General features: G+C 58.2%; 11 protein-coding genes. 3 read left to right on the top strand and 8 right to left on the bottom strand.

Annotation, left to right across the window (positions count from 1 at the left end; translation table 11 throughout):
* Positions 1 to 164 precede the first annotated feature (164 nt).
* On the top strand, positions 165 to 1,064 hold the full coding sequence (locus ROG8370_RS18330) for a TraM recognition domain-containing protein (protein ID WP_139838219.1): 900 nt from the start codon (positions 165 to 167) through the stop codon (positions 1,062 to 1,064).
* A 60-nt stretch (positions 1,065 to 1,124) separates the two neighbouring features.
* Complete coding sequence (gene tnpA, locus ROG8370_RS18325; protein ID WP_139838218.1) at positions 1,125 to 1,532, top strand: IS66-like element accessory protein TnpA; 408 nt, start codon at positions 1,125 to 1,127, stop codon at positions 1,530 to 1,532.
* Here the strand turns inward: tnpA and ROG8370_RS18320 are convergent.
* From ROG8370_RS18320 to ROG8370_RS18285, 8 genes are all read right to left on the bottom strand, one after another.
* Positions 1,469 to 2,110 carry a sulfite exporter TauE/SafE family protein gene (locus ROG8370_RS18320; RefSeq protein WP_085828590.1) on the bottom strand — a complete coding sequence of 214 codons (642 nt, stop codon included), beginning with the start codon at positions 2,108 to 2,110 and terminating at the stop codon, positions 1,469 to 1,471. The two genes, tnpA and ROG8370_RS18320, sit on opposite strands and share 64 nt — an antisense overlap.
* Before the next feature lie 27 nt (positions 2,111 to 2,137).
* Complete coding sequence (locus ROG8370_RS18315) at positions 2,138 to 4,000, bottom strand: molybdopterin-binding protein (protein WP_085828589.1); 1,863 nt, start codon at positions 3,998 to 4,000, stop codon at positions 2,138 to 2,140.
* 63 nt (positions 4,001 to 4,063) lie between these two features.
* The gene (locus ROG8370_RS18310) at positions 4,064 to 6,520 is read right to left on the bottom strand and encodes an arsenate reductase (azurin) large subunit (RefSeq protein WP_085828588.1); all 2,457 of its coding nucleotides are present in this window, start codon (positions 6,518 to 6,520) and stop codon (positions 4,064 to 4,066) included.
* Between the two features lie 14 nt (positions 6,521 to 6,534).
* A complete protein-coding gene (locus tag ROG8370_RS18305; RefSeq protein WP_085828587.1) occupies positions 6,535 to 7,059 on the bottom strand; it encodes an arsenate reductase (azurin) small subunit in 525 nt (174 codons plus the stop codon).
* Between the two features lie 153 nt (positions 7,060 to 7,212).
* Entirely contained in the window at positions 7,213 to 8,454 is a 1,242-nt protein-coding gene (locus ROG8370_RS18300) for a sigma-54-dependent transcriptional regulator (RefSeq protein WP_085828586.1), read from the bottom strand.
* A 1-nt stretch (position 8,455) separates the two neighbouring features.
* Entirely contained in the window at positions 8,456 to 9,841 is a 1,386-nt protein-coding gene (locus tag ROG8370_RS18295) for an ATP-binding protein (protein WP_245827497.1), read from the bottom strand.
* Positions 9,842 to 9,876: 35 nt separating this feature from the next.
* Complete coding sequence (locus ROG8370_RS18290; protein WP_245827496.1) at positions 9,877 to 10,734, bottom strand: substrate-binding domain-containing protein; 858 nt, start codon at positions 10,732 to 10,734, stop codon at positions 9,877 to 9,879.
* A gap of 360 nt (positions 10,735 to 11,094) precedes the next feature.
* On the bottom strand, positions 11,095 to 12,729 hold the full coding sequence (locus tag ROG8370_RS18285) for a winged helix-turn-helix domain-containing tetratricopeptide repeat protein (RefSeq protein WP_085828583.1): 1,635 nt from the start codon (positions 12,727 to 12,729) through the stop codon (positions 11,095 to 11,097).
* Between the two features lie 167 nt (positions 12,730 to 12,896).
* On the opposite strand from ROG8370_RS18285, the gene ROG8370_RS18275 reads away from it, so the two are divergent.
* Entirely contained in the window at positions 12,897 to 13,316 is a 420-nt protein-coding gene (locus ROG8370_RS18275) for a hypothetical protein (protein ID WP_139838217.1), read from the top strand.
* Positions 13,317 to 14,012 lie beyond the last annotated feature (696 nt).

Raw genomic sequence — 14,012 nt, 5'->3', positions numbered from 1 at the left:
TGATAGAAAACGCAGTGTTTGCCGGTGTCATATTGCATGATCGTACCCTCAGAAAAATGAGCCTCCGACCCGGCTGCGGCTCATTTTTCTGAGGGTACGATCATAAAGCGATTCTTTCACGCTGAAGCAGGTCCGACTGGAAGTCGGAGGGTTTGCTCCACGGCGTGGATACTAAAGAAATCTCAGCCCGTCTTAGGGATCACATCGATTTTCCATCGGTTGATCAGGTCAAAGCTGAAATTGCGCGAGGCATGTCGCGCAGGCTCGAAGAATTTATCAAGAGCGCGGAGGCCGATGCCAGACAGCGCATGGCCATGCTCGATTTTCGCAAAGGTGAGATGGTCTCTCGCCACAAAGACGAACGAGGCAAACTTTGGGCTGCGCACGACAACCGCTGGTTGGCAGAAACCAATGAACGTGCGCAAAGAATGCCACGTGGGTTTTCTGGAATTTGGCATCGGCTAACGGGCCAGTATGCCAAGATCAAAGCACAGAATGAGCAAGAGACGCTCAAATCTTGGCAGCGTGATCGTGAACAGAAAGATGAGATGATCTTCACGCAACTCGAAGAGCGCGAAGCCTTGCAGCGCGATATCAAGCGGCAGCGTTCGATCTCTAGCCAAGAGCTGATGGAGTTGCGAAAGGAAGTAGCGAACTTTCTGGAGGTCGAACGCCCTGATCCTGAGCGTAGCGCAATTCGAAAAAAGCAGGTGATCGTCTTCATGGTGTCACCCCTGGCCTATTCGGATGAACTCGCGCTCTTGCAGAATGTTCATCTCCAATCCTTCATGATGAGCCTCAAGGAATATCCAGGCGGGCAACCGGTTGAATTCATCTTGGATGAGGCCTGCAATGCTAAGGCGGCCCTATCGAACCTAATCGATGATCTAACTTTGGTCAGAGGATTGTCGGCGCGCGTTCATCTGGTGGCACAGGCCGAGAGTCAGATTGTTACGACTTGGGGCCGAGACGCTGCCAAGACATTAGACGCCGTCACTGATCTCAAACAGATCATGGGAACAAACTCTCCCGAGGAAGGTAAGCGTCCGGCCTCGCTGCTCTGACATTTCATAGAGTGTGTTGATAAGTGTCCACTATTGATAGTGGACATCTTGAGGGCGGATATGGCGGGCAAGAAGGGTCAGAAGAAGCGTTTTTGGTCGGATGAGGAGAAGGTGTCTATCTGTGCGCAAACATGCGCGCCGGGGGTATCGGTTGCGCAGGTCGCGCGGCGGTATGCCATGAACACCAACCTGATCCACAAATGGCTAAGTGATCCCAAGTTTGCACCGGATCCGGAGATCATTGAAGATGAGGTTGGTGAGACGCCATGCTTTCTGCCTGTGGAGATTGTTGAGCGACCTGTGACCGAAGAACCTGGCCCCGCGCGTGCAGCCAATGCCGCATCCGCCCACAGCGCAATTGAGATCGACATCGCGGGTGGCCATCAACTGAGGATTGTTGGTAGCTACGATCCTGGCCTTCCCATCCAGGGAAACATCTGCGAGGGCAATGTCTTGAGCGCCACGTAGTTGCCCGCCAGCCCTGCCAGCGGATTGGCCAGGATGAATACGGCCGCGATGCCCGCAGTTTGCCGCGCGCCAGCCCATCCGGTGATCAGGAAAAACGGGCTGAGAAGGACCCCGCCGCCAATACCTGACAACCCGGACACAAAACCAATACCTGCCCCGGAAGCCATTCCACCAAAACGGGAAATTCCTCGGGTTGCTGCTGAGAACGCGGCGCTTGAGCGTTTTGTCTGCCAGATCAGATACGTTGCCGCGAAGGCAAGGAGAGTTCCATGGAGCGGACGATACAACTCGTCGGGCAAGACAATTCCACCACCGATAAAGGCCATGGGTACCGATGCGATCAGGATCGGGATGGCCGAACCCCAATCGATAAAGCCGCGTTTTGCGAAACGATAACTGGCCAACCCAGCGACCACCACGTTCAGGGATAGCGCGACAGGTCGTACGATCTCTGGTGCGAGACCAGACAGGGTCAGAACGGCGATATAGCCGGAGGCGCCGCCATGACCGACCGAAGAATACAGCATCGCGATCACTGCGAGGATCGCGCCGATCAGAAATATTGAATCAGGTCCCATTCTCGTCCAACCCGCCCGGTCTTTTTTTTACAACCGAACAAAGTCCAACCGGTCACCGGACGCGATGCGATCACAGTCCGCGGGGATCACGGCAAAACCATCCGATTTGCATATCAGCGAGATCTTGGCAGAAAAGCTCTGGTCAAGCAGTTGAACCTGGGGCCTGCCTTCTGGTGAGAGGCCGACGATCTTTGCGGGCCTGAATTCCTGACGCCCGGGCCGGCGGGTGAAGCTTTCCGAAGCCTCAACCTGTGAAACGGGAACTTCATTGGTACCTTGCCCGGACATTTTCTCGGCGATTCGGCTACCGATGATCTTCCAGGTGGTGAATGCGGCAACCGGGTTGCCCGGCAAGCCGACAAAAACGGCGTCGTTCAGCGTGCCGATCGACAGAGGCTTTCCGGGTTTCATGGCTATCTTCATCACCTCGATTTTTCCGGCGGCGCCGCGCAGTTGCTCAACCATGTGGTCTTCCTCGCCGACCGATACGCCTCCCGTCGTCACCACCATGTCGGCAGATACTGCTGCACGTGTCAGCACGTCGCGCAGTTCATCGGGATCATCTACAACTGCGCCCATGTCGGAAAGCTCGATCCAAGGTTGCCGCAAGGCAGCCATCAGGATGAACCGGTTGGAATTGTAGATTTGGCCCGGCGCAAGGCTTTCACCGGGCTGTCGAAGTTCGCTGCCCGTACAGAACAGTGCAATGCGGACCTTTCTGCGGACCTTTATCTGGGGCAGCCCAACGGAGGCGATCGCACCGATTTCCCGCGCGCCAATAGGGCTGCCTTTCGGCAGCAACAATGATCCCTCTACAGCATCCTCGCCGCTTCGGCGAATGCAGTTACCTGGTATGACGGGTTTGTCGAGTTCGATGAAATTTCCAAGATGCCGGACATGTTCCTGCATGATTACAGCATCCCCGCCTTTGGGGATGCCGGCGCCGGTAAAGATGCGAAAGGCTTCGCCCTCACCCACTCCACCGGCCTCGTTCGCGTTGTCACCCGCCGCAACGCGCCCGGCTACCCGAAGGCGCCACGGGCCGGCGCCGGACAGGTCCTCGCTGCGAAAGACGTAGCCATCCATGGCCGAGTTGTCGAAAGGCGGCATAGGAAAGGGGGCCACCAGATCTTCGGCCAGAACTCGGCCGATCGCCTCGTCCAGTTCGACGACCTCTGTGCCATCAACTTCATTGGCAACTGATAATCCACGCGAGATAGCATCATTGACCGGGACAAGCCCCCCGATGCCTGTGCGCTCATCGACACAACAGGGATCCTCGACACTTTTTGTTGTGGTTTTCATCATTTCCCCCTGCTTTTCATCCTTTGGCCAGTATGAAAGCTTTTCTTTGGCGCCCGGCCGCTCTGCAGTACCCGGTTGCTTTGAAATCGTTCCAATGGCCACAAAACCCAATAAGAGTTCGTCGGGCGCCAGCCCAAACCCTTCGGTCAGGGCCCGGGTCGAAACCTTGTCCCCGCTGACCAGCATTGATCCGAAACCGAAAGATTTCGCGGCGAGCAGGATATTTTGAACCGCAGCGCCGACAGAGACCCATTGCTCATGTGGTGGAACGTCCCGAATGTTGTCCCGGATCTCGGCGATGACCGCAATCAGGCAGGCGCCATTCGCTGCCTTCTCGCGAGCCCGTTTGACCTGATCGCTGTTTAGCTCGCCATGCGTTTCCCGTGCCGCAGCCTCGAACAGGTCGGCAAAGGCTTCTCTCGCTTCCGTCCGGATCAGGACGAACCGCCAGGGGCGCAGCCGACGGTGATCCGGAGCCGCGCAAGCGGCTTCGATGATCGCATTCAGTTGCGCGGGGGTCGGACCCGGCTCAGACAACCGTCGCGGCGAAACCGATCGACGCTCGACTATTTCGGCTATTTGCATGGCGTCACCTAAGCAGGAAACGGGCGGCGCCAAGGCCGCCCGCTCCAGTGGTTTTCACAAGTGTCAGGCCTTGTATTCCTTCGACTTGAAGGACACAGCCCGAGCCTGCGGCGGGGCATCCGCGAGTTTGCGGACATTGCCGAAGGTGAGCTTGTATTCCGGGAGGATCAGCTCACTGACACCCGGGTTCACCACGTTGCCTTGGCTGCCCGCGGGCGAGCCGAACACCATCGCGACCTGGCCGCGCTTGGCGGTGTCGGTGGGATAGGCCATGCCCTGCGTTGCCCCGTTGTCGTTGGTGATCTCGATGAGGTCGCCGGCCGCAATGCCCAAATCGGACATGTCGTCGGCGTTCATCTCGATGAACGGGTAAGGGAAGCGATCCTGAACGAAGTCGCTGTCCTGGTCCAGGAACTGGTTCTGCCAGAAGATGTTGGCGCGCACGTTGTTGACGAAGAAGTCGTGGTTCTCCGCTTCACGCGCCTTGCCGGCGGCGGCGTAACCGCGCCATTGGGCCGCGCAGAACAGCGCCTTCTTGTCATCCCTACCATGCCGATCGAAGGTGCCGTCGGAATAGAGCCGCGGCGTGCCGACAAGTTGACCGTTTTCGTAGCCCACGACCGGTTCCTGTACCCCGTTGTTGCCCATCGCGCGCAGGCGGTCATAGGTCACTTCCGGGTTGCCGCCATTGTAGCCGTCCATGAAGGCATCTTCCTCGGTCTCCCAGTCATAGCCCTTGAACTGGTCGGCATAGGCGTCGTTGCCCATATCGCGCAGGACGCGCTCCATGTGCTGCGCCATCTCGGCCGCGATCAGACAGTCGGGCTTGGAGTTTCCGAACGGATCCATGTAGCGTTCCGACAGTCGCATCCGGCGTTCGCCATTCATCGAGGTGAGGTTCATCTCGTTCGATTCACAGGCAGGCAGGATGACATGGGCGTTCTGGCCGATTTGGCTGTGGATGATGTCCGCATCGACCACGAAGATGCCGCCGGCATTGACCGCGCCGACAATCGCATCGACCAGTTCTTCGCGGGTGCTGCCAGCGGCGGCGTCCATAGCCTCCTTGACCATGTCCGACCGTTTCTTCAGCACGCGTTTGAACTGCGCAGCATTGAGCGTGGTCTTGTAATGGTCGCAGGCCCAGATGTGATAAACCTTGCCACCGCCGTTGATCAGCAGTTGATCCACATATTCGGCCGGGCGGCCGACATGGGCATCGCCGGGACGGTAGTAGCCTTCCTGGTGGCCACCGAGACGGCAGCAGCCGCCGCCTTCACGACCGATATTGCCAGTCGCCAGGGAGGTGTTCACCAAGGCGCCGATCGTGCGGTAGTTGTCGTTGCCCCAGATGATGCCCTTTTCATAGGCGGTGACGCATTTGCGGCGCGCCCCGTCATCGTGCGGCTTGGCGATCCACTCGGCGGCCATGACGATATCGGCGGCGTCCACACCACAGATTCCGGCCGCTTCTTCGATCGAAGTGCGGCAGGTCTGCATGGCATAGTCGAGGCTGCCCAGACCAGCCGGCTGGCTCGATCCCTCGCCAACCGCTTCGCCACCCAGGAAGGTCGAGGCCGCGATGAAGTCATTGTCGGTCCAGCCATTGTCGACGATATGGGTGAGCAGCGCGTTGAACAGCGCCATGTCGGTGCCCGGTTTGATCGCCAGATGCAGGACGTTGTCTTTTCCCGCCACTTCTTCGGCTGCATGCACCGTGACCGTCCGGCGCGGGTCCACCATGATGAACTTCGCCCCGTTGCGGAGTCCCGGAACCATGTGGTTTAGGAACAGGTTGGTCTGGGTTTCTAGCGAGTTGGCTCCGATCATGAAGATCGTGTCGGTGACTTCATAGTCAGAGTAGCTGTAGTTCAGCTCGCCGACACCCATGTCGCGCGACGAATGAACTTCCGAGTTGTAGGCCGGGCGATTGTGAATCCTGCAGTTCTTGATCTTCATGCTCTCGAAGTAGAGCTTGCCGGTACCCCACGTGTTCTCATACCCGCCAGCAGAACCGCCGTGGTCAAACATCGACACGATCAACTCGTCCTCGCCATACTCGTCGACGACCTTGGCAGTGACCTGTGCCACAAGGTCCATTGCGTCGTTCCAGGTGGTCGGTTGCCACACGCCGTTGCGCCAGATCAGCGGGTCGGACAAGCGCTGTTGCTGTGTACCAGTCACGCGACTCGGGCGATTCTCAGCCATGCGCGCACCGCGGATCGAGGCAAGCCCAGAGTTCACCACGCATTCATGGTCAGGAACGACAGCAAGATGCACGTCCTTCCCGTTCTGCTGGACCATGTTGTACATGGACGGGGCCAGCCAGCTTCCATCAGCCGGCTGCTGCTCGCCGAGATTGATTCCAAAGGCGTTGTTTTCCAACGTGCCCTGCTTGTTGCGTGGCCAAGTGTAGGCCTTGTAGCCGCAACCGACGATGCAATAGTGGCAGGTGACATTATGAACCTGTGCATCCGCGGGCGGAATGGGCAGGCGGTCGATTTGTCTCTTGTAAGCCATATTCTTTCCTCCCCTCAGAGCACGTTGGACGGACGACCGAAGATCAGGTCGCTGCAGCCTTCGGCGTAAATATCGCCCTTGTCGTCGACACGCAGCGTGAACTGCGGAAGGTTCTGGGTTGCGTGGCCCCAGATCTGCTGCCCGCCAACTTCAGCGTCGAAGCGAGAGAAGTGGCCGGGGCAGTTGAGGCTGCGATCCTCGGCATTATAGGTCAGGTACCAGCCCTTGTGCGGGCACAGAACCGAATAGGCGACGATATCGCCGTCTGGCCCCACGCCACCTTCGACTGCCTGGCCGAGTTTCAGCAAGATGCCTGGGCTTTCAGCGTCAGGATATTCAATATCCACTGGCTCGTTGATGGTCAGATCGGCGATGTTGGCCAGCCGGTTCGACGGATAGTCGAGCTGCGCGTTGGCCGGCGAAGCCTGGGCCGGGGCGTTTGAAACGGTCGCGGCAGCAGCGCCCGCGACGGCAAAGGCGCCGCCGCGCATGAATTGCCTGCGGCCGACGTCGACAAGCCGGTTGCATTTGTTGCTCATTTCAGAGTCCTCCCTTTAAGTTCTTCCGGAAGGATAGCACTGAGCGGAGTTCGGACGATGACCGATTCGGGCGGAAACACATCATATAAATATTTGTTTTTATGAGGTATTTTTTCTTGTTCAGATTTCCGAACGCGTCGGGAGGGAATCCGTTCAGTCGGATTGGCCCGACAGTCCCAGTTTCTGCATCTTGTCCCAAAGAGTGGTCCGCGACACATCGAGCAGCTTAGCTGCCTGTCCAATTTGCCCGTCGACACGCTCGAGCGCTTCGATGATCTGTCGGCGCTCCGCAGCCGCGCGGGCTTCGGCAAGCGTCATGATCCGGCCCTCACCGGCAATGCGTTCGGGAAACAGATCGGCGGGCTGAAGATGGTCGCCAGAAGCTGTCTCGATCGCTCTTGCCAGACGCGATCGCACCTCACGTCCGCCGCCCGGCCAGTCATGAGCCCGGAGGGCCAGTTCCGCAAGCCGGCTGATGCCGCTCAGTGGCGTCTTTCGTCGGGCATTGAATTGGTCAAATAGCCTTGACGCCAGCCAGACCGCATCGTCCGTACGATCCGCAAGCGGTGGCACGGGAATTTCCAGCATGTCGAGCCGGAAGAACAGGTCGGGCAGAAACCCTCCTCCAGCAATGATCTGTTCCATGTGGTGCCCGCACGAGGCAACGATACGCCCGTCGAAACCATAGTCCAAAACGTGCAGTAATTTGAGCTGCTGTTCACCGGGTAGACGGCTCAGCGCCTGCAGGAACAGCGTGCCATCACCGACCGTCCTCACGGCGCCCTGCTCTGCAAACAAGGCCGCATCAAGGTTGGGGTCGCGGGCGATGTTCACAGTCACGAAGGGGGCCGCGCGCCGGTCGGATTGATCATGGATTCGTTTCGCAACCAGGGCCTTGCCGGTACCGGGACCGCCGCGGATAAGGACAGGCCGGTCAGACGCTGCCGCCTGCAGCGCGAGTTCATCCACCCTAAGTGCCGCAGCCGAAATGCCAATCGTCGGGTCTGCCTGATCATCGGATTGCGCATTCAGGAGCATGGAAAGCCGGTCAAGGAAAACCGGCATCTCGAACGGCTTGGTGACATATTCGGCCGCACCCGCCTGCATGAGGCGCACGGCCTGTTCGACCCCACCGTGTCCGGTAATGAAAAGAAATGGCGGTGGGCTCACCGTCTGGCACAGGGTGTTGAACAGATTTTCGCCGTCACCATCGGGCAAACGAATGTCGCAGATCACGGCGTCAACCGGGACGCGAGGCGTTCGTAGCGCTCCAAGCGCGGGGCGCGCCTGTTTGAACCATTGAACCGAAGCGCCTTCCAGCTCGAGCCGCTGCAACAAAGACGAGCCCATGATCTCGTCGTCTTCCACCAAAACGATGCGACACCCGTTCAGCATCTCAGTTGTCGACCTCTTTCGCATACGGAAGCACAAATTCGATCGCGTTCGCACCGCTTGTTCTTTGCACTTCGATCTTGCCGTTCATATCATGCACCAGGTCGTGAACGAGGCGCAAACCGACGCCGCCGCCGGGAGGCACAGGATCTGATGACAGTAGCCGCTGCCGCGCGGCATTATCCAGCCCAGGGCCAGAATCGACAATCCGAAGTCGCAACCCAGTTTCCTCTTCGGTTGCCCGCAGAGAAACCTGGCCACCTTGACCTGCGGCTGAACAGGCATTCAACAGGAGATTCAGCAGAATCTGGCGAAGCTGCGCCGAAGGAAAACGGGCCAGCGAAACTTGATCGACTTCGATTTTCCAAACCAAGTTTTGGGCTCTACGCCGGATTTCGGGGCCGATCAATAGCTGCAGGTCTTCGAAGTCATCAGGTCCGGCGGGTGATCCCGCTCTGTCGATCCGGTTCTGTTCCAAGGTCACTCGTACCACGTCACGCAGGTGACGAAGGCCGCGTTCGAGAAGTTCGGTCGACCTTCGGACGACTTCGGGATTGTCGGCATATGTCTGGATCGTGTCGGTCGCATTCAGCAACCCGCCGAGCGGATTATTGATTTCGTGAGCCAGGGAAGACGATAGCCGACCCAGACTTACGAACCGCTCTCGCTCCGCCAGCCGCCGCTCTGCCTCGGCCTTTTCCCTCACGGCATTCGCCATGGTGTTATAGGTTCGCGCCAGACGACCGAATTCGCTCTCCATTGAAAGCAGTTCACGGTCGGTGATCGGTTCGGGCGCTTCGGCTGAAACGCTCATTTTTTCACCCAGGAGCGTGACGGGCGCCATCATCCGGCGCATGGCAAAGAACCCGACCAGTGCGAGACCGCTTGTGGCGAGGGCATTCCATAGAACCAGCAGGCGCGCTACCCTCGCCCGTTCGGCAACAAGATCAGCGACATTCAACTCGGTGGCGATGCGCCCCACGCGCCGCCCTTGAAAAACAAGTGGCGCAGTGAGCCGAATAGTGGCCTGAGATCCGGAAAAATTTAGCCCTGCCAGCGCTTGCGCTTCCTGAGCGAGCGCATCGAACGGACTTCCTGTGGGCGCGCGAAAGGGATCGCTTGCCGCCAGGACCTGACCCGAAGCATCAGATACAGCCGTAAAAGCGATGCGCCCCTTGCTCGAAGCCGAGGCGGCGCGTTCCAAGGTGTCGTAGACTTCCCACACGTCGTTACGCAACACGAGCGGGCCCAGTGCCACCGACAGGGCTTCGACATGCGTGGTCGCGAGTTCACGAATACGCTCGGTCTGCACAAGTCCCAGTGTCCTGAGAACCTGTTGAGACGCCACGATTCCCAGAAGCACCATGAGTCCCGCGGCGACAAGCGCCACCCGCGCAGTCAGTGGTATTCTTTTTAGCACGGGCCTCACCGCAGTGCTTCCAGTTCTCGCATCCGTGCGGCGATTCCGGCGTATAGATCCGGTTCTCCGAGAGCCATTCCATCGAGCTGCAGAAGAGCCAGTGCCTGCTTGCCGGTGTCCTGTTCGACGAGCGTCAGCAACGCCTTTTGAAAGGCGCGGATTCGCGGCTCACTCATGCGTTCCTTTCGGGCACAGAAAGGTGGAAACCCGACCCACTCCGATTTTGCAATCACTTTGGTTCGCCGGGTCAATTCCGGTTCCTCTTTTGCCAGAACTTCCCAGACATAGCCATCCACACTGCCGGAGCGGACCAGCCCCGCTGCCACCGCCCGGACAACATTCCGGTGCCCGTAGGTGAAAATCGAACGACTGAAGAAATCGGTTGGTGTTTCACCAGCGCGGACCAAATCAGTCACCGTCATAAGGTAACCTGAGTTTGAATCCGGGTCGGAAAAGGCATGCGCGGCGCCTTTGAGGTCATCCAGAGCCGTCGCAGTGTCCGAGGCGCCGACGATCAGATAGGATTGATACAAAGGCTGGCCATGCCATACCGGAATGGCCAGCAATGAAAGCGCATCCTGATGCTGAAGGAACGGGAAGCCGCAAAGCCAAGCCGCATCCACCGCACCCTGCAGCAAGAGGCCGGTGACTTCCTCATAGGTTCTTCTCTGTTCGAACTCGACAGTGAAGCCGGACGCTTCAGACAAGGCGGCCCCGAGCTTGTCCAGCAGGTTGGCGTCGTTGTCGAGAAATACCGGTGTAATGCCAAGCCTGAACCGGTCCCTTCCTAGAGCGAAGCCGGGACTTGCACAAAGAGTGCTTCCCAAAAGCCCCAGAAGATTGCGTCTCGAAAACTGTCGCAATGGCCGATCTCCTATGCACATCGCCAAGGGATGGCATGTTGTCTACGGCATTCTAATGTGGAACGCCAATTGTCGAAAGCTGTCAATTATGTGTGGTTTGGGTTCCGTGGGATCTGTCGAATCCGAATTTCGGTTTGTCGCGCACAGAAGTTTGTTTTTCTGAGAACGGCTGCTTTCGGGTAGCTGCACTGCGGCGCAAAACGGACGCAACGAATGACTGGTATGGGCCGTGAGTACCGGGCGGAAATGCCACCAAAGCCCTCGATGCCGCGACGAAACCGTGGTCCGCGGCAAGCCCAAGGTGACAAATGCTGCGCTGACGACAAATGGCCGATACGGCGGATGCGCGTGCTATTCTCCTTAGTCAGGAATCCCTGCATTGCTGAGGCTAGACAGCCAGAGTCTTCGGTTCTCAGGATGGTTTTTCGATCCGGCGAACTGCCGCTGCATGGCCGTAATAGAGAGGTTCGGATTTAGGTCGAGCGCAGCCTCGACGGCTGCATTCGCCTCTTCCGCGCGATCCATCTCGATCAGGTTAGCCGCGCGCAAGAGATGGTGGAATGTCTGCCAGGTTTTGCTGGTGGCCACTGTGCCGAGTTGCCGTGCCGCCTCCAGGGCTTCTTCATGCCGACCAAGGTGAAACAGGATGTGGCCCTTGTAGAAATACATGTTCTGCAGCATCGGGTCACGGGGACTGAGCTTCAGCGCCATGTCGATTTGCGGCAACGCATCTTCCTGCATGCGGAACCAGTCGTAGGTGTGGGCAAGCTCCAGCCTGATGCGTGCATCGTTGGGGTTAAGCATCACCGCGCGTTCGAGGTTCGCGATGGCTGGCTCGGCGTCTCCAGTGAAACGGTAGATATATCCGAGCGCGGCATGGGCCTGCGCGTCCCTATTATCCAGCGCAATCGCGCGCTTGGCGGCTTCGGTCGCAGCCACCAACGTATCTTGCGGTGTGTCGCTCCATTGAAAGAAGAAAATTGTTCCAAGCGCACGAGCCTTCAGACTGTAAGCTGCGGCAAAATCCGGGTCACGTTCAATCGCTTCTTCCGCAAACCGGATCGCATCGGTCTGGGCGTCCGTTGAAAACACCGCCTGTCGGGCACGTCCCCGAAGATAAAGATCCCAGGCGCCAAAGTCGTCGGTCGGCTCTGCAAGCGCGTCCGAGACATCCGACTGATAGATTTCCGGAAGCAGTCGGCCGGCGATTGCCTGGCTGATTTCGTCCTGGACTTCGAAAATGTCGATTATTTCACGCTCGAAGGTTTCTGCCCATATCGTTTCGTTGGCTCTGATTTCCACAAGCTCGCCACTGACTCGAACTTTGTCACCGAAACGACGAATGCTTCCGCGAACGACATATCCGACGCCCAGGTCACGGGCGATTTCTAGGGGTGTTGCCGGTTCTTCCACGTAAGAAAGCATTGTCGCGCTCGAGACCACAAAGAGCTCGCGGTTGCGCGACAGATGGGCGGTCAGGTCATCGGTCAACCCGTCGGCGAAGTACCGCGCCGAAGCGTCTTCACTCAGGTCGTCAAATCGCGTGACAGCAATCGAAGGCTTGCCGGTGTCCAGGGCGTCAGGACCATCGCCAGAAAGCAGTATCCAGACGGAAAGAAGCGCTGTCGCAGCCAGGACCGCGACAACTGCCCAGCGTCTGGAGGGCTTCGGTTTCGCCTGTTCCAACGGCTCGACCAGTGAGACCGGCGCGACGAACTGAACCCCCCGTTTGGGATAGGTCTTGATGAAGCGGGATGTAGCCGCAGTATCGCCCAGGGCTTTCCGAACAGACCGGATACGCGTGTTCAATGCCGCATCAGTGATCGCATTCCCGTTCCAGATTTCGTCGATGATGTCCTCTTTGCTGACAATCCCTTCCCGGCGGCTGACGAGGAATTCAAGCAATTGAAGCGCCTGCGGTTCCAGGGCCACGGGATTGCCATCGCGGGTCAGACCATGCGCAGAATCAAGTTGGAAATCGAAGAATTTGTACATAAGGCAGCCTCTATCCGGGCGATGTCGCGGTTTAACGAGCGATCCCGGTTGTCATTTGAATGTCAGGGAAAATCATCTTTCGATCAAGCTTCGCGGCGGCAGCCGATCTATTCGTGGTGTCCGGGGTAAGTGCTCCAACACGAAAATTGTCAAACGAGGAGACTGACATGACACGATTCACACGCGCCGCCGCTGCTGCTGTGGCTATTTCCTTGGCGGGAAGCGCCGCCATGGCGGAAACCGACTTGGAGGCAGCGCTGAAGAGCGGTGGAGAGAGGCTTAAGTCTGACGAGATCGCGGAGCTTTTGATCGGCAATATCGTCACGGCCAAATCGGGTGAGAAGATGTTCAGGTTCTTCTATGACCCGGCCAATGTCCTGAAAGGAGAACTGACCAATGGCGGATGGAGTGGGACGGGCGCCTATGCGATCACCGACACCGACCAAGTATGTGTCTCGATGGCCGCCGATAAGGGCCGCTATCGTTGCCTGAGCGCTGTGCGCACTGGCGATACTGTCCAGAAGTTCAACGCCGACGGCAAGATGACCTTTGAGCTTCTTGATTTCGAACCATCGACGGGGCTATGAATTCGATCATTGCTGCCATTGTCCTGGACAGTACCAATGGCAGCAAGCCCGCTGAGCGAGATTTAGTCACCTCGCGGATTTAGCGCGCGCAGCGAATGGCAGTTTCGACGGGCCGCGTCGCGGCATCGCGGCCTTTTGGTGAACGGCAGGTCAGGGCCGTTATCTCAATTATTGAAATGCTTCCCAGCCGCGAAGTCTCGCGCTGGCACCTTTGCTAGATCCGCTTCTAGTTCCGTAGCTATTTCATCATGTGGCTTCATAGCTACATAGCGACGCGCGCTCGGTCACGCAGCGGGCATTCTCCGCGTCGAGCATCTAGGTCGGCTAAGGGAGGTTTGAGTGCCCGGACAGCATCGGCGCCAGAATGCATCCCCATCGCACCCATGCAATTTCTCCAGGACTTCGCTCACTTTAAGGAAATCTTCATCGGTGGCTCCCGGGATGTTGAGCCATTCCTCGCCCGGGGTCAGAATTCACCGAAGCCCGGACGATCGCTGTTTGAGATGCTGGCACGCAGAGGGTGCACTCAATGTGTCCTTTAAACTGAGAGCGGCGGATCTGCATACATCGGCTTATTTTGTTGAAAAACTCTTCCTTGATCGAAGTCTGAACTGCTGATTCAATTCCTGTAATCGAGGGGGAGGACCGGCGATGATGGGACCGAGGCAGGAAGCGCAACCGGCGCTGTTCTACGAG

The organism is Roseovarius gaetbuli (assembly GCF_900172365.1).
In the GTDB taxonomy this organism is placed as follows: domain Bacteria; phylum Pseudomonadota; class Alphaproteobacteria; order Rhodobacterales; family Rhodobacteraceae; genus Roseovarius; species Roseovarius gaetbuli.
The sequence above is the reverse complement of the archived record's forward strand: the minus strand, read 5'-3'. Positions and strand labels throughout refer to the sequence as shown.